Source organism: Providencia sp. PROV236 (assembly GCF_033676985.1).
In the GTDB taxonomy this organism is placed as follows: domain Bacteria; phylum Pseudomonadota; class Gammaproteobacteria; order Enterobacterales; family Enterobacteriaceae; genus Providencia; species Providencia manganoxydans.
Genome location: NZ_CP096297.1, coordinates 1350851 through 1372750, shown reverse-complemented (window position 1 = coordinate 1372750; position 21900 = coordinate 1350851). Strand labels below are relative to the sequence as shown.

19 protein-coding genes are annotated in these 21900 nt (G+C 38.4%); 8 read left to right on the top strand and 11 right to left on the bottom strand.

Going from position 1 to position 21900, the window contains the following annotated elements:
• The 5 genes from leuB (at position 1) to mutH (ending at position 6345) form a co-directional block, all read left to right on the top strand.
• Positions 1 to 1092: a 3-isopropylmalate dehydrogenase gene (leuB, locus tag M1E96_RS05920; RefSeq protein ID WP_369427423.1), complete on the top strand. Its 1092-nt coding sequence runs from the start codon at positions 1 to 3 to the stop codon at positions 1090 to 1092.
• A 1-nt stretch (position 1093) separates the two neighbouring features.
• Positions 1094 to 2497, top strand: a complete 1404-nt coding sequence (gene leuC, locus M1E96_RS05915; protein WP_349489816.1) for a 3-isopropylmalate dehydratase large subunit — start codon at positions 1094 to 1096, stop codon at positions 2495 to 2497.
• A gap of 12 nt (positions 2498 to 2509) precedes the next feature.
• On the top strand, positions 2510 to 3112 hold the full coding sequence (leuD, locus tag M1E96_RS05910; RefSeq protein ID WP_369427422.1) for a 3-isopropylmalate dehydratase small subunit: 603 nt from the start codon (positions 2510 to 2512) through the stop codon (positions 3110 to 3112).
• Between the two features lie 319 nt (positions 3113 to 3431).
• Entirely contained in the window at positions 3432 to 5111 is a 1680-nt protein-coding gene (gene sgrR / locus M1E96_RS05905; protein WP_369427421.1) for an HTH-type transcriptional regulator SgrR, read from the top strand.
• 550 nt (positions 5112 to 5661) lie between these two features.
• Positions 5662 to 6345, top strand: a complete 684-nt coding sequence (gene mutH / locus M1E96_RS05900) for a DNA mismatch repair endonuclease MutH (RefSeq protein ID WP_070925315.1) — start codon at positions 5662 to 5664, stop codon at positions 6343 to 6345.
• On the opposite strand, the gene M1E96_RS05895 is transcribed toward mutH, so the two are convergent.
• Both M1E96_RS05895 and M1E96_RS05890 read right to left on the bottom strand, forming a co-directional pair.
• Positions 6332 to 6649: a hypothetical protein gene (locus M1E96_RS05895; protein ID WP_369427420.1), complete on the bottom strand. Its 318-nt coding sequence runs from the start codon at positions 6647 to 6649 to the stop codon at positions 6332 to 6334. The two genes, mutH and M1E96_RS05895, sit on opposite strands and share 14 nt — an antisense overlap.
• A 169-nt stretch (positions 6650 to 6818) precedes the next feature.
• Positions 6819 to 7064, bottom strand: coding sequence for a helix-hairpin-helix domain-containing protein (locus M1E96_RS05890; protein WP_140181774.1), 246 nt, complete (start codon positions 7062 to 7064; stop codon positions 6819 to 6821).
• A 402-nt stretch (positions 7065 to 7466) separates the two neighbouring features.
• Here M1E96_RS05890 and M1E96_RS05885 point away from each other — a divergent pair, with 402 nt between their 5' ends.
• A complete protein-coding gene (locus M1E96_RS05885; RefSeq protein ID WP_272580150.1) occupies positions 7467 to 8333 on the top strand; it encodes an alpha/beta fold hydrolase in 867 nt (288 codons plus the stop codon).
• A gap of 37 nt (positions 8334 to 8370) precedes the next feature.
• Here the strand turns inward: M1E96_RS05885 and M1E96_RS05880 are convergent, their stop codons facing one another.
• From M1E96_RS05880 to speA, 4 genes are all read right to left on the bottom strand, one after another.
• Positions 8371 to 9279, bottom strand: a complete 909-nt coding sequence (locus M1E96_RS05880; protein WP_272580151.1) for a sphingomyelin phosphodiesterase — start codon at positions 9277 to 9279, stop codon at positions 8371 to 8373.
• Positions 9280 to 10051: 772 nt separating this feature from the next.
• Complete coding sequence (locus M1E96_RS05875) at positions 10052 to 10831, bottom strand: acetoin reductase (RefSeq protein ID WP_070925245.1); 780 nt, start codon at positions 10829 to 10831, stop codon at positions 10052 to 10054.
• Between the two features lie 427 nt (positions 10832 to 11258).
• Positions 11259 to 12179 carry an agmatinase gene (gene speB, locus M1E96_RS05870; protein ID WP_369427419.1) on the bottom strand — a complete coding sequence of 307 codons (921 nt, stop codon included), beginning with the start codon at positions 12177 to 12179 and terminating at the stop codon, positions 11259 to 11261.
• A gap of 111 nt (positions 12180 to 12290) precedes the next feature.
• Positions 12291 to 14195, bottom strand: a complete 1905-nt coding sequence (gene speA / locus M1E96_RS05865; protein ID WP_318708868.1) for a biosynthetic arginine decarboxylase — start codon at positions 14193 to 14195, stop codon at positions 12291 to 12293.
• Positions 14196 to 14885: 690 nt separating this feature from the next.
• Here speA and metK point away from each other — a divergent pair.
• Complete coding sequence (gene metK, locus M1E96_RS05860; protein WP_070925244.1) at positions 14886 to 16040, top strand: methionine adenosyltransferase; 1155 nt, start codon at positions 14886 to 14888, stop codon at positions 16038 to 16040.
• A gap of 227 nt (positions 16041 to 16267) precedes the next feature.
• A complete protein-coding gene (locus tag M1E96_RS05855; RefSeq protein WP_070925243.1) occupies positions 16268 to 17023 on the top strand; it encodes a tetratricopeptide repeat protein in 756 nt (251 codons plus the stop codon).
• 256 nt (positions 17024 to 17279) lie between these two features.
• On the opposite strand, the gene M1E96_RS05850 is transcribed toward M1E96_RS05855, so the two are convergent.
• The 5 genes from M1E96_RS05850 to M1E96_RS05830 all read right to left on the bottom strand — a co-directional run bounded on the left by M1E96_RS05850 (position 17280) and on the right by M1E96_RS05830 (position 21835).
• On the bottom strand, positions 17280 to 18194 hold the full coding sequence (locus M1E96_RS05850; RefSeq protein ID WP_070925242.1) for a LysR family transcriptional regulator: 915 nt from the start codon (positions 18192 to 18194) through the stop codon (positions 17280 to 17282).
• A 280-nt stretch (positions 18195 to 18474) separates the two neighbouring features.
• Positions 18475 to 20181 (bottom strand): glycosyl hydrolase family 18 protein, encoded by a 1707-nt coding sequence (locus tag M1E96_RS05845; protein ID WP_369427418.1) that lies wholly within the window; start codon positions 20179 to 20181, stop codon positions 18475 to 18477.
• Positions 20182 to 20656: 475 nt separating this feature from the next.
• Entirely contained in the window at positions 20657 to 21064 is a 408-nt protein-coding gene (locus tag M1E96_RS05840) for a DUF6691 family protein (protein WP_272580156.1), read from the bottom strand.
• Between the two features lie 4 nt (positions 21065 to 21068).
• Entirely contained in the window at positions 21069 to 21506 is a 438-nt protein-coding gene (locus M1E96_RS05835) for a YeeE/YedE family protein (protein WP_070925240.1), read from the bottom strand.
• Between the two features lie 2 nt (positions 21507 to 21508).
• Positions 21509 to 21835, bottom strand: a complete 327-nt coding sequence (locus M1E96_RS05830; protein ID WP_272580158.1) for a helix-turn-helix transcriptional regulator — start codon at positions 21833 to 21835, stop codon at positions 21509 to 21511.
• Positions 21836 to 21900: the final 65 nt, after the last annotated feature.

The window sequence follows — 21900 nt, the reverse complement described above, 5'->3', positions numbered from 1 at the left end:
ATGTCTAAGAGCTATCATATTGCCGTATTGCCTGGAGATGGTATTGGTCCAGAAGTTATGGCGCAAGCAAATAAAGTATTAGATGCTATCCGTCAGCGCTTTGCGTTATCGATTACCACTAAAGAATATGATGTTGGCGGCATCGCTATTGATCGTCATGGTAAGCCATTGCCTGAAGAAACAGTGGCTGGTTGTGAAAATGCGGATGCGGTGCTGTTTGGCTCTGTCGGTGGCCCGAAGTGGGAAAACTTACCGCCTGATAGTCAACCTGAGCGTGGTGCTTTATTACCACTACGTAAGCATTTTAAATTATTCAGTAATTTGCGCCCAGCGCGTTTGTATCAAGCTTTAGAAGCGTTTTGTCCATTAAGAGCTGATATTGCAGCTCAAGGTTTCGACATTTTGTGCGTGCGTGAATTAACGGGTGGTATCTATTTCGGTCAACCTAAAGGCCGTAAAGGCGAAGGTAAAGAAGAGTATGCATTTGATACTGAAATTTACCATCGCTATGAAATCGAGCGTATTGCCCGTATTGCCTTTGAATCAGCGCAGAAACGTAATCATAAAGTAACGTCAATTGATAAAGCTAATGTGTTACAAAGCTCAGTTTTATGGCGTGAAGTTGTTAATCAAATCGCCAAAGAATACCCTGATGTCACCGTTAGCCACATGTATATTGATAACGCGACCATGCAGATGATCAAAGCGCCTTCACAATTTGATGTTGTGCTGTGTTCAAATTTATTTGGCGATATTATTTCTGATGAATGCGCCATGATCACAGGTTCAATGGGAATGCTGCCATCTGCAAGTTTAAATGAAGCTGGCTTTGGCTTATATGAGCCAGCAGGTGGCTCAGCACCAGATATCGCAGGACAGAATATTGCAAACCCTATCGCACAAATTCTATCCGCAGCAATGCTGTTAAGATTCAGCTTAAATGAAAACGATGCCGCAGATGCTATCGAAAGAGCTGTCAATAAAGCGTTAGAAGATGGGCATCGTACTGCTGATTTAGCAGGTGGTGGTAAGTCCGTTAGTACTAGTGAAATGGGTGATATTATCGCCCGCTATATTCGTGAAGGGGTGTAACATGGCTAAAACTTTATATCAAAAATTATACGATGCCCACGTTGTCCGTGAAGTTGACAACGAGACACCTCTTATTTATATCGATCGTCATTTGGTTCATGAAGTGACCTCACCTCAAGCCTTTGATGGTTTAAGAACAAAGAATCGCCCATTGCATCAGCCAAGCAAAACATTCGCCACTATGGATCATAACGTCTCTACGCAGACCAAAGATATCAATGCATGTGGTGATATGGCGCGGATCCAAATGCAAGAATTGATGAAAAACTGTGAAGAGTTTGGCGTCACGTTATACGACCTCAACCACCCTTATCAAGGGATCGTCCACGTTATGGGACCTGAGCAAGGTATCACCTTGCCGGGTATGACAATTGTTTGTGGTGACTCACATACCGCAACACATGGTGCATTCGGTGCTTTAGCTTTCGGGATCGGTACATCTGAAGTTGAACATGTTATGGCAACGCAAACCTTGAAACAAGCACGCGCCAAAACAATGAAAATTGAAGTTATCGGCAAAGCTCCTGCTGGAATTACAGCAAAAGACATCGTATTGGCTATTATCGGTAAAACAGGTAGCGCAGGTGGCACAGGCTATATTGTTGAATTTTGTGGCGAAGCTATCGAAAACCTCAGCATGGAAGGCCGTATGACAGTGTGTAATATGGCTATCGAATTAGGGGCAAAAGCGGGGATCATTGCCCCTGATGAAACCACCTTCAATTACATGAAAGGGCGCCAGTTTGCTCCGAAAGGCGCAGAGTGGGATGAAGCTATTGCCTACTGGAAAACGTTAAAAACGGATGATGATGCCCAGTTTGATAAAGTCGTCACATTACAAGCTAGCGATATTGAACCTCAAGTCACTTGGGGAACAAACCCAGGTCAAGTAATCGCCATTAATCAACCAATCCCAGCACCTGAATCATTCAGTGATCCTGTCGAACGTGCCTCTGCGGAAAAAGCGTTAGCTTATATGGGATTAGAATCAGGTATTAAATTATCTGATGTGAAAATTGACAAAGTGTTTATCGGTTCTTGCACCAACTCTCGTATTGAAGATTTGCGTGCAGCTGCGGCAATCGCAAAAGGCAAAAAAGTCGCTGCGGGTGTGCAAGCCATTGTTGTCCCAGGCTCGGGCCCAGTTAAAGCACAAGCAGAGCAAGAAGGTTTAGATAAAATCTTTATCGAAGCTGGCTTTGAATGGCGTTTACCGGGTTGCTCTATGTGCCTTGCAATGAACAATGACCGTTTAAACCCGGGTGAGCGTTGTGCATCCACCAGTAATCGTAACTTTGAAGGCCGCCAAGGCCGAGCTGGTCGCACTCACTTAGTCAGCCCTGCGATGGCAGCAGCAGCAGCGATCAATGGTCACTTTGCTGATGTACGTGATATTCAAGCCTAAAGGAGACATGAAATGGAAAAATTGATTACTCATACTGGTATTGTCGCACCTTTAGATGCTGCAAATGTCGATACAGATGCAATTATCCCTAAACAGTTTTTGCAGAAAGTGACTCGTACAGGTTTCGGCCAACATTTGTTTAATGACTGGCGTTTTTTAGATGATGCAGGCCAACAACCTAATCCGGATTTCGTCTTAAATAAACCGGTATTCAAAGGCGCGAGTATTCTATTGGCACGTGAAAACTTTGGTTGCGGCTCATCAAGGGAGCATGCGCCTTGGGCATTAACCGATTTTGGTATTCAAGTCGTGATTGCACCAAGTTTTGCCGATATCTTTTATGGCAACTCGTTTAATAATCAGTTATTACCAATTAAATTGAGCGAACAAGAAGTCGACGAAATGTTTAATTATGTGAAGCTGCATGATGGATGCCAATTCACTGTCGACTTAGAAAATCAAACCGTTAAAGCAGGCGATAAAACTTATCATTTTGAGATTGATAGCTTCCGTCGCCATTGCATGATGAATGGCCTTGATAGTATTGGTTTGACATTGCAACATGCAGAGCAAATTAGCCAATATGAGCAAAAACTCCCTTCTTTTATGCGTTAACGATTAAGTTTCAACCACCAAACGCCTGCAATAATTGCAGGCGTTTTTGTTTTTAAATAGTGAACAAGTTTTTCATAACATGCTAATCTAAACTGAAGCCATCCCTATTGTTTTTGTATTATTAGAAAAGGAAGCGCCATGGTAAAAAACAATAAAAAAGCCGATAACCTAAGCTATCGGCTGGTAAATTACCATTACTCAATAATTCGGGGAGTTTGCCTGCTAACTAGCAGACCTAACGAGCTACTTACTGGTACCTATTATCAATGGGATATTAGGAAATAAAAATTGATGAAATCATTGCCGGAGTTCCCCTTTTATGTCTAGTTCTCGTCTGCAAACGCAATTTGTTCGCCTCTGGCAGCACTTCCAAGGACAAGATAGTGAAACCACACTGCAACATATTGCAGACACCCTGTTTTGCTCTCGTCGTCACGTTCGTACTTTACTCAATAATATGCAATCTCATGGCTGGCTAAGTTGGCAAGCAGAGGCTGGTCGAGGTAAACGGTCTACCCTACTTTTTCATATTAATGGATTAGAATTACAACAAGCTCAGGCTGAACGCTTATTAAAAGAAGAAAGCATTGAAAAATTAGTCGCATTAGTCGGTGACAAAGAAACAATTCGCCAAATGGTGCTTTCTGAGCTGGAACGAAGCTATCGACAAGGTAAAAACCTATTACGCATCATTTATTATCGTGATTTTCCTAATTTATTGCCCGGAACACCGATACGCCGTTCTGAAATTCATTTAATGAGCCAAATCTTTAACGGGCTAACCCATATAAATGAGGAAAAAGGGGAAGTCGAAAATGGGATAGCTCATTATTGGCAAGCAATTAGTGATACCGAATGGCGCTTTTATTTAAGACCAGCAATCTATTTTCATCATGGACGAGAAATGTTAGTCGATGACGTTATTAGCTCACTAATGCGCTTAAGTCATTGTTGGCCACTATTTTCTCATATTAAATCTGTTACATCCCCACTGCCTTACGTGATTGATATTCAGTTAAGTTCACCAGATAAGCAGCTCCCATTATTATTAGGTAGCCCTCATGCGGCTATCATACCTAAAGAATGGGAAAGCCTTGAAAATTTTAATAAATTGCCTATTGGTACAGGACCTTATCTCGTCGAAAAAAACTTACCTCAAAAACTTACCATTACCGCATTTGAGCGATACTTTGGCTATCGTGCACTACTCGATGAAGTGACTATTTGGGTCGTACCAGAGCTTTCTGAACAAATGGTTTGTACCACATTAAAAATGGACAGTGACAATACGCCTAATGATTCACTAGAAAGCAGAATGGAGGAAGGTTGTTACTTTTTGTTGATGGATCAACGCTCTTCGCTTTCTCAACGCAGTGATATCCGTAAATGGCTGTGCAGTTATTTGACGCCAATAAATTTATTAGCTCATTGTGAATCCTTTTATCAACGGCACTGGGCGCCTGCCTATGGCTTATTGCTTCATTGGCATCACAGTAAGATGCTAACACCGCTACCAAAACCAGCCGATCTTACTCAGCTCACCGTCACCTTTTACCAACAGCACCATGAGTTTTATGCGATTAGCCAGATCATGAAACGCGTTTTAAAATCACAAGGCATTGAATTAAAAATACAAATTGTTGATTATCAAGCGTGGTTTAATGGTGATGTCGAAAGTGATATTTGGTTAGCCACTGCTAACTTTTTTAAACCTCTGGAATTTTCTATTTTTGCTACTTTGTACGAAATTCCACTCTTACGTCAATGCTTAGGTAACTCGTTAAACGAAGAGCTCGTTAAATGGCGAAATCAACAATTAAATGTTGAGTCTTGGTGTGAAAGTCTTGTTGATTCACAGATATTCCATCCTATTTTCCACCATTGGTTAGAGTTACAAGGGCAAAAAACCATGCGTGGAGCAAGGATGAATACTTTCGGTTGGTTCGATTTTAAATCTGCATGGTTTAAACCCACTGAGGATAATACACAGAAATCATAGAAGTTATAAACATTGTAAGTGAATAATAAGGATGTTATTCACTTTTTCTGTGGATATCTATGTTAACAACACGATAGTAATCAGGGTATATCCTTTAAAGGGATTAATTAAGCAAACTAACCATTTTTATTAAACTCTAATAAATCATAAGGATAACGCGATTTAAGGCAAGTTATTCACTGTTTATCTTTTCATCATCCTTGTTTAGGAGTTCAAGTGAGCAAAGATCAAACAATGTATGATTTATCCACAAGTAATGTACTTAACTTACTCATTTTATGTGACGAAGCTCAACAAAATGACGAAGTCAAGGCTGTAAATACACACAGTAATTAAATTTTTTCACAGTTATCCAATAAACCTGTGGATAACTCAGTGCATGACCCTGTGATTAGCATGGGATGAACGTGAATAACCTATTTTTTTTAGTTTTATTTTTTTTATTAAAGGCAATTATTATCTTATATATCAATATATTAATAATCTCTTATAAAAAGTGATATACTGAATATACCTTGTGGATTTTTTTTGGCTATTATTTCATCGCATTATGCAATTTACACCACCTTTACCCCCTGAAAATGAATCTGTGCTAATGGCTAGAGCACAAGCTCTCGCAGGCTATACACTTGGCGAGCTAGCAAGCTATGCAGGTTTACCAATCCCTCCAGATCTAAAACGTGATAAAGGCTGGGTTGGTATGCTGCTTGAGTACTTCTTAGGTGCCACCGCAGGGAGTAAGCCAGAACAAGACTTTGCAAATATTGGTGTTGAACTAAAAACTATTCCTATAGATCGCCATGGCGTACCTCTTGAAACAACCTTTGTTTCTGTTGCTCCTCTCACTGGCAATAGCGGGTTAACATGGGAAAATAGTCATGTCTATCGTAAGCTTTCACGTGTGCTCTGGTTTCCTATCGAAGGTGAACGGCAAATACCACTTGCCGAGCGACGTGTGGCAAGCCCATTATTGTGGAGCCCATCTCCTTTGGAAGAAAAATTATTACGTCAAGATTGGGAAGAGCTGATGGATTTGATTGTATTAGGAAAAGTCGAAACGATTACTGCTCGGCATGGACAGGTTTTACAAATACGCCCCAAGGCGGCAAATAGCAAAGCCCTAACAGAAGGGATTGGTGAATCGGGCCAAACGATCATGACCCTTCCCAGAGGTTTTTACCTTAAAAAAGATTTTACAGCTCCGCTTCTGGCAAGGCATTTTAAAATTGATTGATAGAACTGATCATCAATCCTGCAATGTTTCCTTGCTCACAGTGCTGGATCGTAACAAGACTCCCTGTTGAGAATGCCATTTCAATGATACCAAACATTTTCTTGTTATAATCCCCTCCCCTTAACCCTAAAACTGGAATTCTTTTCGTTACCGTAGGCCCATCAAATAACGTGATTAAATATTCTGACTGTTGAGTGATTTTTCGTTCAGCAAATGTAATAGCAGCAATTTTCTTTAGCATTCCTTTATAACTTTCACATTGATCAGGAAAATAATTTACCTCTTCTGTGCTGGCTACTGCCATGATAACCATACATAAAATAAACTTTACCATTTTATTAAACATAGTTATAAAAATATAAGTAATTTGATTTCGCTAATCGTAAATCAAATTACTTAGTCTTTCATGTAAAAACAGCGGCTAAGTATTAATTAAAAATAACAGAGATAATCTTTTAATTATGTCTTTAGATCTATTTCTCTTTCAGTGAATGCCGTGCCGCCTCTATAGCTCCTTCAACAGCTTTTTTTGCTTGAGGACTATTCTTCCAACAGCTTGATCCGGTTAAAGCAGCTCCAGAAATTAAAATTTCGTCATAAGATGCTTCACTTAACTGCAATAATGATGAAAACCCCATTTGCTCAAGACGACTAATCACGGTAGGACCAACCCCTTTTACCGCTAGTAAACATTGTTTTTCTGCATCAGAGAATCCCATAATAACGCCTATTAGAAATAATAAATGAGACAGTAATATACCCTAAATAATTAGAATTTCAGCTATATGATAAGGCCAGAGATATAAAAAGTGATGTAACGTGTATGAGTTAACACGGTCAAAAAACATTGCTATTTGCTATAATTAGCTTTGCATTCAACATACTTCTTCTTTTACTATATACGCTTAACACACTTTGATAGTAACTATGCTCAAAGAAATATATTGTAAATAGTGTGCGTATTCATAATTTTATACCCTAGCTCATTCGAGTCGCTAGCAATATAGAAAACGAAATGGCACCGCCAGAAGTGCTCAACTCGAAGTGTGACGCGTTTATATCAATACAATCCCCTAAAACATAGCATATTTGTTTTTTGGAACGACAGCTAGGATCCAGTAATGCAAACTAATCGGTTCGTTAACTCTCGACAATATTCAATTCAACTACCTGACAATCGTCATTTAAGTTGGTATGAATCAGGCCCTGTATCCGGCTACCCTGTGGTTTTTTGTACAGGGGCTGGCATGAGCGGAATTTTAGGTTTTGGGATCGAATTACTGGATAAGTTGAACATTAGGTTAATTGTCCCTGAGCGTGCAGGCCTAGGCCGCTCTTCTATAGATCCACAGAAATCGTTAGCAAGTTTTGCTGTCGATGTTAATGCGTTACTCAATTCACAACAGATTGAACAATATTCTGTGGTTGGTTTTTCCCAAGGAGCTGTATTTGCTATGGCTTTAGCTTTTTATGGACATCCGAGCTCGCTATCCATTGTCGCTGGGCAAGATCAATTTGACTATCCTGCAACAAGAGCCATATTGCGTTCTGATATTATCAATATGCAAGAACAGGCCAGAAATACCCCAGAAGCGCTTGCAGATTGGTTACAAAAGAATGTGAGTGCACCATGGCTGCTGGCCTTTATACTCCACTATAGCGCAGAAATCGATCAAGAATTTTATAATGAGCCTACCTTCTTGCAAGCCTATACCGACTGTATGAATCAAGCTTTTCATCAAGGTAATTTAGGATACGTACAAGATCTATTAATTTCATTTCAAGAGTGGAAATTTCAGCCCGAAGATATCCATTGTCCAGTATTATTATGGTATGGGGAAAAAGATGAAAGTACCGTCCATTCACCTGATTTCGGTAAAATACTTTCAACACGTTTCTCTAATTGCCAACATTTTATTTTAGAAAATGAAGGTGGTTCATTACTATGGACGCAGGCCGAACGTATTTTAACTCATTTAAACGTCTGATCGTATGAACCACTCTGCACCATTGCCATGGCTGAAATTAATATAATTCAATTTCAGCCACAACAGGATAATGGTCAGAATAATCAAAAAATAGCTTATTATTATAATCATAGCCTTGCTTTGTTTTTATAACACGCGTCTGTTCATTAATTGAAACTACATTTTTTGCAAAAATATAATCTAAATGCCAACGATGCCGTTCATCTGGTGAAGCTTCTCGAATGATATTATTCGTTGCGAAATCCCAAGATGGCTGTGGATTAAAGTTTTCAGGCTCTCTCCAACCAATAATTTTTAATGCTTGCTTATATTCATCAGAACCATAATCGATATTTAAATCTCCGCCTAAAATAATAGCTTGGTGGTCATCGCTCGTTGATTGTTCTGCCCAGTTCACCAATTGAGCTAACTGTGACTTACGATGTGAAGATGGATGACTCATAATACAGAAGCTATCATCGGATTGCATATGTGTACCAAATACATTTACCACTTTACTATTAATATCGATAACCGCTCTAACTCCTCCTCTGGCACTAAAGCGATCAGCTCCACATCCTGCATCTTCAAATAGCTGATATTCACGGTAGATAATAGGATGGCGAGACACAATAGTAATACCTGAGTTGACTTGCTGAATAACATCCCATCCTCCTTTTTTAGCATTCCAGCAATGATTAGAATCACAATAAGATAATATCGATTCATTATATTGTGCTGCAACAGGTGTGTGATAGAAGAAACCCAATTCACGCATGCCAGATAGCAATTTTTTTTCAGAGTCATAGTTAAAAACCTCTTGAAAAATAACAATATCTATATCTTCAAAGATATTATCTTTTATCATTGCATTAATACGCTTGTCTTGTGTTAGAGCGCTAATACTAAAGAAGGGAATATGCAGTAAATAAGTATTTAACGTCATTACTTTAATGGTATTCGACATAAATTTTCCTTATTAAATGGTTTATTTGAAAATTATCAATTTATTTATTATATAAATGAAAATATCGCGAAATTAAAGCTATTGATTATTCTACTCAAGCCTTAATTAGGCTAAACCATATATGCATCATTGAATATATTATTTATTAATGTATTAGCAAAAGAATTTTAACAGAGTTAAGTTTAGGTTGGATTATTTATAATTAATATTTATTTAAAATAGTTTGTAATGTGGCTAATCCATTAATCAATAACTATAAAACAAAACTATTATGTAGAAAGTTAATATTAAACATTTTAATACAATTTAAAATCTATATTTATTTAATCTCTCATCCATTCTTATATATCAATAATTAGTCACATGCATAAATAGGTGACGAATATGAACAGTTCCTATTAATAAGGCTACAACTTAAATCTGACGAGGCGACAAGTCAGCGAATTGCTAGTCACACATATAAATAGTAACTCGCGTAAGTGAATGCAATCAACAAAGTTACAACTCGGAGCTTGACGAGCGATGCGCTAAATAATTCGAGCTGTAACGAGGCGACAAGTCAGCGAATCGCTAGGCGCATACATGAGTATGTGACTAGTGTGAGCGAACGCCATCAGCAAAGCTACAGCTCGAAAGTTTGACGAGCGGTGCTCTATATAATTCGAGCTGTAACGAGGCGACAAGTCAGCGAATCGCTAGGCGCATACATGAGTATGTGACTAGTGTGAGCGAACGCCATCAGCAAAGCTACAGCTCGAAAGTTTGACGAGCATTAGCGATAGACGATACCGCCATCAGTTAATATAGACTGACCGGTAATGTAATCAGAATCATCACTCGCTAAAAAGGCGACTAGGCCTGCTACATCTTCTGGGGTTTGTGCTCGGCCTAATGCTATTCCTTCTACATATTTTTTATAGGTTTCACCTTTTGGAGCTCCTGTAATTTCAGCGAAGCGTTCATCAATTTCTACCCACATGTCTGTTCCTACTATACCTGGACAGTATGAGTTAACGGTGATACCTGAACTTGCATATTCTTTTGCCGCGGCTTGAGTTAGTGCGCGTACAGCAAATTTCGTTGCTGAGTAAACCCCTAGCATGGCAAAACCATCATGCCCTGCAATGGAGGAGGCGTTAATAATTTTACCTTTATGTTTACGTTGCTGGAATTTTTCACTAGCGGCTTGAATACCCCACATCACACCATCAACGTTAATTTTGAAGATAAGATCCATATCTTCTTGACGAACATCTGCGATCGGTTTTACTTGTGCGATCCCCGCATTATTAATCATGACATCAAAGCCACCTAACTCGGCCTCTGCATGTGCAACAGCAGCGAAAACCTCTTCACGTTTACTGACATCCGCTGCAAATGTGGTCGCTTTACGGCCTAGTGCTTCAATCTCTTTAGCTACATCGACCAGTTTATCTTTTTTCAGATCAACCAGTGCGATATCAGCACCTTCTTTTGCTAGACGTAATGCGATACCACGCCCAATACCTTGTGCTGCACCAGTAACTAAAATGACTTTATTATTCAGTGCCATAAGTATTCTCCCATTGAAAGCCGTTAAAATGAATGACTCAAACTAATAATTACGTTAGCAAGATTAACAACAAGTTACAAAGTAATGATAATAGGCTGTTATTAGAGAATATAATAATAGATTGCACTATCTTTGAGTGAGAATCACTTACATTTTCGATATGAATAACTTTAAAAAGCAAAATACTAGTTAATTAGAGGTAGATTTACACAATAAGAAGTATGGCAAAAAATGCTATTTGTCCATATTTGCTTAATAAATCGTCTATAACTCCAAATAATTCGAGATGCAGATAGGCAACAAGTGAAGATAGGAAAGGAGTATCGATACACTATGTGGCTCAGCTCGCTGAAGGTAGGCAATGCTGATGCAGATTGAGCGAGTTAAAATTTAGGCTGCCTAGATGACAGCCTAATATTAAGACATCTTATTTTTTAGATGCTTGCAAATAAAGCATCTCTAGTGCTATCGATGCTGCGGCTAAAGCCGTAATTTCTGATTGGTCGTAAGCAGGTGCAACTTCAACAACATCCATACCAACGATATTTAACGGCTGTAAGCCGCGCAGTAATTTTAATGCACGGTCCGAAGTTAAACCACCAACCACAGGTGTACCTGTTCCTGGAGCAAAAGCAGGATCTAAACAATCAATATCAAAAGTTAAGTAGACAGGCATATCACCCACAATTGATTTAATTTGTTCAATCATATCATCAACACTGCGATCGTTTACCTGTGCCGCATCTAACACAGTGAAGCCATTATCGCTATCATGTTCAGTACGAATACCAATTTGTACTGAATGGTTAGGGTCAATCAACCCCTCTTTTGGTGCATGATAGAACATGGTACCATGATCATATTGGCTACCATTACCATAGGTGTCTGTATGTGCATCAAAGTGGACTAGCGCCATCTTGCCAAAGTGTTTTGCGTGAGCACGTAATAACGGTAATGTCACAAAGTGGTCACCACCAAACGATAAACAACGTTTACCTGACGCTAACAGTTTCTCAGTATGCGCTTGTAATTTGTCACACATATCCTCAGCATCACCGAAAGCAAATACCACATCACCACAATCCACGACATTTAAACGTTCTGTTAGTTTAAAACTCCATGGCCAGCGATGACTTTCCCACGCTAAGTTAGTTGATACTTGACGGATAGCAGCAGGACCATGTCGGCTCCCCGCTCGCCCTGAAGTCGCCATATCAAATGGAACACCAGTGATCACCCATTCAGCATCTGAGCTATAAGGCTGAAAATTTAATGGAAAACGTAAAAAACCAAATGCGTTAGAAACCAATGAATTATCAGTCTGGTTCCCTAATGTACTATTGATCATCACTTCTACCTCTACCTGTATTTGCATTTGCCAAATACATTGATTTATTAGGTTTTATTCACAGGATACCCTGTGATTGATTTAAAAAATCTAATGGCGATTTATCGCAAATTACTCGTCTTCTAAATAAGTATAGCCATAAAGGCCTGCTTCAAATTCTTCAACAAAATCTTTTTGCAGCTGTTCGCTTAAACCAGTCCCTTTCACTTGCTCAGTAAAGCTTTCTAACAAGACTTCAGGAACTAATTTTACATATTGCAGCATATCCGCGACTGAATCGCCTTCTTCACTTTGCAAATAACGAAGGTTGCCTTGGCTATCAACCCATACATCGATTGCTGCGGTGTCACCAAACAAATTGTGCATATTACCTAAAATTTCCTGATAAGCACCAATCATAAAGAAGCCAATCATTGGCGGATTTTCAGGGTCATAAGCAGGCATTGGCATGGTAGTTTCAACACCATCACCATCAACATAGTGATCAATAATACCATCTGAATCGCATGTGATATCCAACAGTACTGCACGACGGTCTAGCGGCTTATCTAAACCTTCAATAGGTAACACAGGGAAGACTTGATCAATCCCCCATGCATCAGGTAACGATTGGAATAACGAAAAGTTCACATAAAACTTATCGGCCATACGCTCTTGTAACTCATCAATTATTGGGCGATGCGCTCGATTGCTTGGATCCAAATCTTGCTGAATACGACGACAAATATTTAAATAAAGTTCTTCCGCCCATGCGCGCTGGGTTAAATCCAATACGCCATGAGCATACTGTGTATGCGCTTCTTGTAAGTCAAACTGGCTATCATGAAGCCATTCACGTAATGAGCGGCTATTGCCTTGGTGCTGCATCGACTCCCATGTTTCCCATAAAGAAATCAATGAACGTGGTGCATCTTCATCAGGTGGAGATGTTTTAGTAAATTCATTACGCTCTACCCCAATCACATTAGATACCAATACGGTATGATGTGCAGTTAATGCACGGCCAGACTCAGTGATCACCGTTGGGTGAGGTAAATCAAACTCCTCACACGCATCACCTATCGCCCAAATGACATTATTAGCATATTCGTTTAACCCGTAATTGACAGAGCAATCAGACTGGGAACGAGTACCTTCGTAGTCAACGCCGAGGCCACCACCAACATCAAAGCATTGAATTTGTACCCCAAGACGATGCAATTCAACGTAAAAACGTGCTGATTCACGAACCCCTGTCGCAATATCACGAATATTCGCCATTTGTGATCCTAGGTGGAAATGCAATAATTGCAAACTCTCTAAACGACCTGCATCACGTAATATTTCAACTAACTGTAGTACTTGCGTTGCCGCTAGCCCAAATTTAGATTTTTCTCCGCCACTAGCTTGCCACTTACCTGAACCTTGTGATGCTAAACGTGCTCGAACACCTAAACGAGGTGTAACATTCAAGCTCTCCGCTTCCTTCAGCACCATTTCAATTTCAGACATTTTCTCGATAACCAGATAAACTTTGTGTCCGAGTTTTTCGCCAATTAATGCTAAACGGATATACTCGCGATCTTTATAACCATTACAAACAATCACTGTGCGAGTACGACCTGCGTTAGCGAGAACTGCCATCAATTCGGCTTTTGAACCCGCTTCTAACCCAAGAGGTTCACCTGAATTAACTAATGACTCAATGACACGTCGTTGCTGATTAACCTTAATAGGATATACCAGAAAATAGTCACCCTTATAACCGTATGATTCACGCGCACGCTTAAAGGCCGCATTAATGGAACGCAAACGATGCTGTAAGATTTGTGGGAAGCAGAACAACGCGGGTAAACGCAGGTGTTCCTGTTCCTCTTGTACTTGATAGACAAGCTCAGCAAGATCGATGGATGTTTCTGGGTTATCAGGATTAGGGCAAACACAGACATTTCCGCGCTCATTCACCTGATAGTAACCACCGCCCCAATATGCGATGTTGTACGTCTGGCGCATTTTACGAGCGATATTATCATTCATAACAAACTCCTAATATGGAGGGGTGAGTGACGCTTTCTCCGGCCAGATAGAACCCCGTCATATGACGTGGTGACACTAGGCAGTTATGTCGGGGAAACAGCTATTACTCGGATTAATTAAAGTGCTTAGAACATCTAAACGGTGACAAATACGACCATTAGGCTGGCAGTTTACTTACTGGTAGCCAAGGGTGTACTGAGAAAGTGACGGTAACTTCGTGAAGAAGTAAAGAAGGACAGGAAAGTAAAAGCCAAAAACACACGGCGATCCGCGTATAGCTGTTGATTACTGTTATTCAGTAGATTATGGATCATCACCCATTAACCCCCAATATAACTGTTTAATCTTCATCAATAATGAAAAAGATAAACACTCCTGATAGATAGCAGGCAATTTATATACCTACTCGTATATAACGGAATATATCTAACTAACCATTACGGTCGCTGTTTATACATTGATTGAGCAGAAATTGCAAAACGTTATTGCTTTGTTCGAAATAAAATTAAGCAAAAGACTTTTTTTTTGTTTGTATTCTCTAAAAACTATTCATCTTTTTCAAAGAGTAACAGTTAGTGTTCACTCTCTTTTAATAAAAACAGGTGGCACTTTCCATGTTAAGCGATTAAAATAGACGTCTAGATGTTAAAACATCCAATTACAATCTGCGAATTCTAAGGTATTAATTTCATGGCGACACATCTCTTTACTTCTGAGTCTGTATCAGAGGGGCATCCAGATAAAATTGCCGATCAAATCTCTGATGCGGTTCTTGATGCAATTCTTGAACAAGATCCAAAAGCTCGCGTTGCTTGCGAGACTTATGTTAAAACAGGTATGGTGATGGTGGGGGGAGAAATCACCACCAGTGCCTGGGTTGATATAGAAGAAATTACACGTAAAACTGTTCGTGAAATTGGTTACACCAGTTCAGATATGGGCTTTGATGCAAACTCATGCGCCGTTTTAAGTGCAATTGGTAAACAGTCACCTGATATCAATCAAGGGGTTGACCGCGCAGATCCTTTAGAACAGGGGGCTGGTGACCAAGGTATTATGTTTGGTTATGCAACTAATGAAACAGATGTTCTGATGCCTGCGCCGATTACTTTTGCACACCGTTTAGTACAGCGCCAAGCTGAAGTTCGTAAAAATGGCACATTGCCGTGGTTACGCCCTGATGCCAAAAGCCAAGTCACTTTTCAATATGATGACAACAAAATTGTCGGTATTGATGCAGTTGTTTTATCGACCCAACATTCAGAAGATATTAAACAACAAGATTTGCATGAAGCCGTTATGGAGGAGATTATCAAGCCAGTGCTTCCAACAGAATGGCTAGCCCCAACAACCAAATATTTTATTAACCCAACTGGACGTTTTGTTATCGGTGGCCCTATGGGTGACTGTGGTCTAACTGGCCGTAAAATCATTGTTGATACCTATGGCGGCATGGCTCGTCATGGTGGTGGGGCATTCTCAGGTAAAGATCCGTCTAAAGTTGACCGTTCAGCAGCTTATGCAGCGCGTTATGTTGCTAAAAATATTGTAGCTGCGGGCTTAGCTGATCGTTGTGAAATTCAAGTTTCTTATGCTATTGGTGTGGCAGAACCAACCTCAATCATGGTAGAAACATTTGGTACAGGCAAAATCCCTGAAGCCCAGTTAGTACTACTTGTTCGTGAGTTCTTTGATTTACGCCCATATGGCTTAATTCAAATGTTGGATTTACTCCATCCAATTTATCAGCAAACAGCATCATATGGTCACTTTGGTCGTTCACAATTCCCATGGGAAAAAACTGATAAAGCCGAAATCTTACGTAATGCAGCTGGTTTAAAGTAACCGTAAATAAAAAGTTCGAGGTGTAGCTAAACGATCAATATATGATCCGCTAAAAGTATAACTGGCATAGCACACCTCAACGCAGAACGCTGCAATTAGAAGTATCATGAACTCACATAGACCCTACAATAATGTAGGGTTTATTTTTCAGGTAATTCTTGTTGTTAGCAAAGCGACTTATGTCATTATAACCTGCTAACAGTTAATCCCCATTTATAGAGGCCACTATGCCAATTATTGGTGCCCTACTCTATTTTATTCCAGCTATTTATTTTGCTGTACATGTTGTCAAAACACATCAAAATTCATACTGGCTATTTATTTTATTTGTATTCCCTATTTTAGGTTCTATTGTCTACGCTTTAGTTATTTGGTTACCTTCTATTCGCTACTCTCGTCATGGCTATAAACTAGAAAACACCATCAGAAAACAGTTGTTTTCGGGTAAAGATCTCAGTGAAGCGAATCGTCAATATCAGCTAAGTCCAACAACAGAGAACTGTGTTGCACTTGCTGAAATACTAGCAGATCAACAAAAATACCAAGAAGCCGCCAAATATTATGTCGAATCGTTGCAAGGAATAAATCAATACTCTCCAGATATTATGCAAAAATATGCTCAAGTGCTGTTTGATCTAGGCGATTATCAAAATTGCCGTGACACACTTGATTTACTTTGTGAGAAGAACCCTAATTTCACGTCTCCAACAGGCCATTTTTTATATGCGAAAGTATTGGCTAAGTTAGGTCTAATTGAAGAAGCCAATCAAGAATTTCGTGCATTGCTACAATATAAAGAACGCATTGAATACAAAGCTATTTATGCCGAGTTTTTATTCGAAAATCAACGTCAAAATGAAGCAATGCCTCTCATTGATGAAGTCATCAAAGAGTATAATCTTTTACCAAAATCAGCAAAAAGCTATAATAAACAATGGTATCAATTAGCATTGAAAATAAAAAATAATAAAAGGCTTGAATAAACGTCTTAACACCTGGAATCTATGCTCTAAAGAATTTAAATTACATATCAGCGACCAGCGAATAAACCACTAGTAGCATAAGCCACAATATAATGAGTGGCGAGTGAAAAAACTCACTATGCTTTAGCGAAAAACGCTGCAACTTGAAGTAAAACGAGCTATCAGTTAATCCTAGTGGCATTAGCCCTCTGCCACTAGGATTTCTAAAACAATAAAACCAACCTAATAACATGAAAGCCAATAAATATCTTTACTATTATGCTGTTGATAGGTTTTCGGTAAAACTAGATGCATCAATTTTTTTTATCAGCCTTTCTTTCCACCAAGAAAAATGCCCCCCTTTACTTGCCGGGTGCCAAGCAAGCCAAATAAATTGATCATCTTTTGGTATTTCTACTGGAACTATCACTAGCTCTTGTTTTTTTAATTCATTCTTTATATGAGATGGACAGATAAAACCATAACCAATACCTCTCTTAATCAAGATTAATTTACTTTCTAAATCACAGACTAATATTTGTTTTTGTAGTATTAATTCCTTTTCTCTATTAAATGATAATTCATGGCTACTATCTGCAATTTCCACATGAATATCATTTAGTAATTGCTCTCGTGTTATCACTTTATTTTTAGAGGCAAAGGGGTGTGATGGTGAAACACAGAGAGCAAAACTAAGTTTGCCAAGTAATTGCATTTTTGCTTTTACATTTTCAGGTACATTACCAAGCGCAATAATAAAATCAGCTCTATTTTCTTTTAATGCGTCCCATGCACCTGTCATCGCTTCTCGTTGTATAGATATATGAATATTTCCACTAGTATTAATATAATCGCGGATATCTTGTACAAAAATATCTAGTGGCAAAAATTTTTCAACCACAATGCGAATTTGATTATCAAGTGTTGGAATATTTCTAACTCTATTTTCTAGATCTTGAACCGCATTCAATATCCAAGCCCCCTCTTGCAATAAAAATTCGCCTTCTTTTGTTAATCGAATTATTGGGCCGTTGCGATGAAACAACTTAACTTTCAATCGACTTTCTATATTCAATACTTGATAAGAAATTGCCGATGGAGTTTTATGCAACACATCCGCCGCTGTTGAAAAAGAACCTGTTTTTTTGATAGTATTTATTATATTAATTGCATCCACGGATAATCTAGTCATATAAGCTCCGATTAATTTAAAATAGCTAATACAATGATTTCAGCGCATGAATATTAGATAACTACATATATAGAACTATCATAATATTAATAATAAAAAATCTAGAAACATCCTAATCTAATTACTTAATAAGAATAAGTAATTTAAATTGATTTGTAATTAATAAATAAAAGCAAAATAAAAATATTGACCAAATAAAATAATAGAACATATATATTTAAATACTTTTTTGTTAAATATATGGGAATGTATCCCCTATATAGATTATGATAATCATTCATCATTTTAAGGTATTGCCTAAGCTCGAGTTCATACTATTAAGAATATCACCATTATCGGCATCAATTTCCCATGAAAATAATCCGCCTAGTTTGTTATCTAAAACATATTTACCTTTCGCCTTAACAGAACGTTCGTCATCAAAAGTAATTAAATCGCCTGTTGATGCTTTAAATACATACGGTGTTTCCGCTACCGTATCGTAGTTATACGTCCACAAACCAGTCATATATTGGTTTTTTATTTGCCGATAATCGACAACACCATTTTCCCATGTACCAGCGACTGGCCCAGTTGCTTTCCCTGTAAATGGATTATCACCCACATAGCTATTAACCCCTGTCCACCCTCTACCATACATTGCCGCCCCTACAACAATTTTTTGCGGCGCGACACCTTGAGCTAACAAAGCATTTACCCCATTTACTGTCGTGTATTCAGTATCAGGTCTCCAACTAGATGCATTAAGTGCTGTATGGTAACCAAGCGTATTTAAATTAAATGCGCCATAAAAGTCATAGCTCATCATAAATAAATGATCGACTGATTTTTGTACTGTACCAAAATCCACTTTATCTATTTTGACTTTAGCTGCACTAATTGCCGAAGTTAATTCGTACTCACGCCCTGTTTCTTTTTCCAACCCATCTAGCATCGCGCGAAGTTCTTGCATTAATAATAAATAAGTTTCGCCATCTTTATCTGATGCTAATACAGTACTAGCGCCATTTGCGCCAGGATATTCCCAATCTATATCAACACCATCAAAGAATTTCCATGTCAGCAAAAATTCTTTTACCGAACTAACAAAAATATCGCGCTTTGATTTATCTTTCATCGCATAGAATGGATCAGATAATGTCCAGCCACCAATTGATGGAAGTACTTTTAAATCAGGATAGGCTTTTTTTAAGGCCATTAACTGACCAAAGTTTCCTTGGTAAGGCAAAGTGGTTCCGGTTTGAGGTTTATTAAATGCAGCCCACTGATCATGAATACTTACTTTATAATCCGCCCTACCCAAACATGATGTCTGTAATGTTTCAAAACTATTCTCAATTTGTTTTAAACTATCATTAATACCATGACCACCACATATGGGAATAAAGCCATAAAGAATATGGGTTAAATTTTGTGCCGGTATTTTGTCTACAGGAAATCCTCGTAAATATACTCCCCACTCCACAAAGTAAGCCGCAACAACTTTTCCAGAGTTTTGTGTATAAGCTTTATTATTTTCTAATAAAGGTGTTTTAAGCATCGCTATTTCTATTGGCTTTAAATGAATACCATCAGTATCTTTAACAATAAGCTCTTTCGGGTCACTAAGAGTACATTCATCTCCGTTACAAAAAGCAACAGTGACTTGATATATTCCCCCCTTAGTCACCTCAACTGCTGTGACACCATATCCCCCCATACTCGGGATACTTTGTACCAACTGCCCATTAAAATACACTTTAACTGTCGTTCCAAAATCACCATTCCAGTTAGTCACGGCCCATTCAATTGGAATACTTACTACGGTTTTTCTCTTGATCGCCGCTTCATAATTTGTTGCAGCTGATATATCAACGAAAGCATAGTTTGTATGATTCCAATTTGAGTAAGGATCTACAACAGGTTTTACAGGAAAAGCAGCATAAGCATATTGACTTGCTAAATAACTCACAACAGCAATCGATAATAATTTATTTAACGTAACCATTTCTTTCTCCTTAAATTAGAGAAAACAAGTTATTATGTCTTTTATTTTTCTTTCATTCGTGTCTAGTATCAACATCATTTGTTTGATACGGCATAAACATTAGAGGCTCAGCTGTATGACTGTAAATGAGAGAAAATGGTATAGCAGCTAATAGTGAAGAGTCTAAAGAATGTAATAAGACGGAATTTTGAAATCGATTTTTCATCATTCACCTCTTTTATTGGTTAAGATAAAAATATCCACATCAGTTTTATTAAATCCACGTTCTACTGACCACTAATATTATCATCAATTTTAGAGGTACTCTTTATGAATAAATCGATGCAATAAATTAAATATTTATCATGATAAATATTTTTTTTACTAAGGATGAGTAACTTTATATGTAATGTATCTCTATGTGACATCTTTTTATTCTAATAATTTATATTTTAAATCATTAAAATAAAAAGCCCCAATATAAAAGGGCTTGCTTTTATTTTTTGAATATCTGAAAAATGGACATACCGGCTATCATAGCTAAGGTAAAAATAATTCCCTCCGTTACCCCCATCCCTGTCAACAATAATGCAGGCCCAGGACAAATCCCCGCGATCCCCCAGCCTAACCCAAATAATACGCTACCAATTATCAAGGGCTTATCGATTTTTGTATTCTGTGGGATTTGTATAGGACAATTGAGCACACTCATTTTACGTTTTTTAGCTATCGCAAAAGCAATAGCACTGACTACCATTGCTACTGCCATTGTCACAAGTAAAGAAGGATCCCAATTTCCTGTAACATCTAAGAAACCAAGAATTTTAGCAGGATTTCCCATACCGGCTAAAAGTAGCCCAAGGCCAAATAACAAACCTGATATCAATGCAACGATAATAGGCATCTATTTATCCTCTTAATCCAAATGTATTAACAATCGCAACTGTCGCAAATGCAACAATCATAAAAGTCATCACTGCCACAATTGAGCGGCGAGAAAACCTAGCCATACCACAAATACCATGTCCACTAGTACAGCCGCTGCCTAAGCGAGTCCCAAATCCCACTAATAATCCTGCAATAATGATGAAAGGTGTACTCGTCGAAATAATGACTTCAGGCGCATAGAAAAAGAAACTAAAGATAGCTGGTGCAACCATAATTCCCACAATAAATGCCACCTTCCATGCGGTATCCCCCACAATAGGTTTTAATACGCCTCCTAAAATACCGCTAATACCCGCTATTCTGCCATTTAAAAGCAATAAAGTTGAAACAGCCAATCCAATTAATAAACCACCGATGGCTGCTGACCATGGAGTGAAATTAGCCCAATCAATAGACATGATTATTTACCCTCTTTCGGACAATAAAGTGTGTAGAGTGTGTTCAGTAAAATAAACAGTTTTTCATCGGCGATTGCGTAGTAAATACGTTTACCTTCACGCCGCGTTACTACAAGACCTTCATTTCGTAGCACGGTCAGTTGTTGAGATAATGTAGGTTGTTGTATTCCTAGTGATACCTCAAGATCACTCACGCACGCCTCTCCTTGCGTCAATTGGCATAACAAAAGTAAACGATCCGGATTACCTAATATTTTTAAAAGCGTTGAAGTTTGTGTTGCCGCTAATTTCATTGCGTCCAGTAGTTCACTTGAAAGTGGCTTTGTCATTATGTCTTCTCATTATCAATATCATAAATTATAATATATATTTTGATATAATGAGTGTCAATAAC

Excerpts from the sequence above, each read along its gene's own strand:
- M1E96_RS05840 (WP_272580156.1), bottom strand. The coding sequence starts at position 21,064 with ATGCCTATTATCGTTGCATTGATATCAGGTTTGTTATTTGGCCTTGGG.
- M1E96_RS05895 (WP_369427420.1), bottom strand. The coding sequence starts at position 6,649 with ATGGCAGTAGCCAGCACAGAAGAGGTAAATTATTTTCCTGATCAATGT.
- speA (WP_318708868.1), bottom strand. The coding sequence starts at position 14,195 with ATGAATGATAATATCGCTCGTAAAATGCGCCAGACGTACAACATCGCA.
- metK (WP_070925244.1), top strand. The coding sequence starts at position 14,886 with ATGGCGACACATCTCTTTACTTCTGAGTCTGTATCAGAGGGGCATCCA.
- sgrR (WP_369427421.1), top strand. The coding sequence starts at position 3,432 with ATGTCTAGTTCTCGTCTGCAAACGCAATTTGTTCGCCTCTGGCAGCAC.
- leuD (WP_369427422.1), top strand. The coding sequence starts at position 2,510 with ATGGAAAAATTGATTACTCATACTGGTATTGTCGCACCTTTAGATGCT.
- leuB (WP_369427423.1), top strand. The coding sequence starts at position 1 with ATGTCTAAGAGCTATCATATTGCCGTATTGCCTGGAGATGGTATTGGT.
- M1E96_RS05830 (WP_272580158.1), bottom strand. The coding sequence starts at position 21,835 with ATGACAAAGCCACTTTCAAGTGAACTACTGGACGCAATGAAATTAGCG.
- speB (WP_369427419.1), bottom strand. The coding sequence starts at position 12,179 with ATGATCAATAGTACATTAGGGAACCAGACTGATAATTCATTGGTTTCT.
- M1E96_RS05855 (WP_070925243.1), top strand. The coding sequence starts at position 16,268 with ATGCCAATTATTGGTGCCCTACTCTATTTTATTCCAGCTATTTATTTT.
- M1E96_RS05890 (WP_140181774.1), bottom strand. The coding sequence starts at position 7,064 with ATGGGATTCTCTGATGCAGAAAAACAATGTTTACTAGCGGTAAAAGGG.
- leuC (WP_349489816.1), top strand. The coding sequence starts at position 1,094 with ATGGCTAAAACTTTATATCAAAAATTATACGATGCCCACGTTGTCCGT.
- mutH (WP_070925315.1), top strand. The coding sequence starts at position 5,662 with ATGCAATTTACACCACCTTTACCCCCTGAAAATGAATCTGTGCTAATG.
- M1E96_RS05845 (WP_369427418.1), bottom strand. The coding sequence starts at position 20,181 with ATGGTTACGTTAAATAAATTATTATCGATTGCTGTTGTGAGTTATTTA.
- M1E96_RS05835 (WP_070925240.1), bottom strand. The coding sequence starts at position 21,506 with ATGTCTATTGATTGGGCTAATTTCACTCCATGGTCAGCAGCCATCGGT.
- M1E96_RS05850 (WP_070925242.1), bottom strand. The coding sequence starts at position 18,194 with ATGACTAGATTATCCGTGGATGCAATTAATATAATAAATACTATCAAA.
- M1E96_RS05875 (WP_070925245.1), bottom strand. The coding sequence starts at position 10,831 with ATGGCACTGAATAATAAAGTCATTTTAGTTACTGGTGCAGCACAAGGT.
- M1E96_RS05880 (WP_272580151.1), bottom strand. The coding sequence starts at position 9,279 with ATGTCGAATACCATTAAAGTAATGACGTTAAATACTTATTTACTGCAT.
- M1E96_RS05885 (WP_272580150.1), top strand. The coding sequence starts at position 7,467 with ATGCAAACTAATCGGTTCGTTAACTCTCGACAATATTCAATTCAACTA.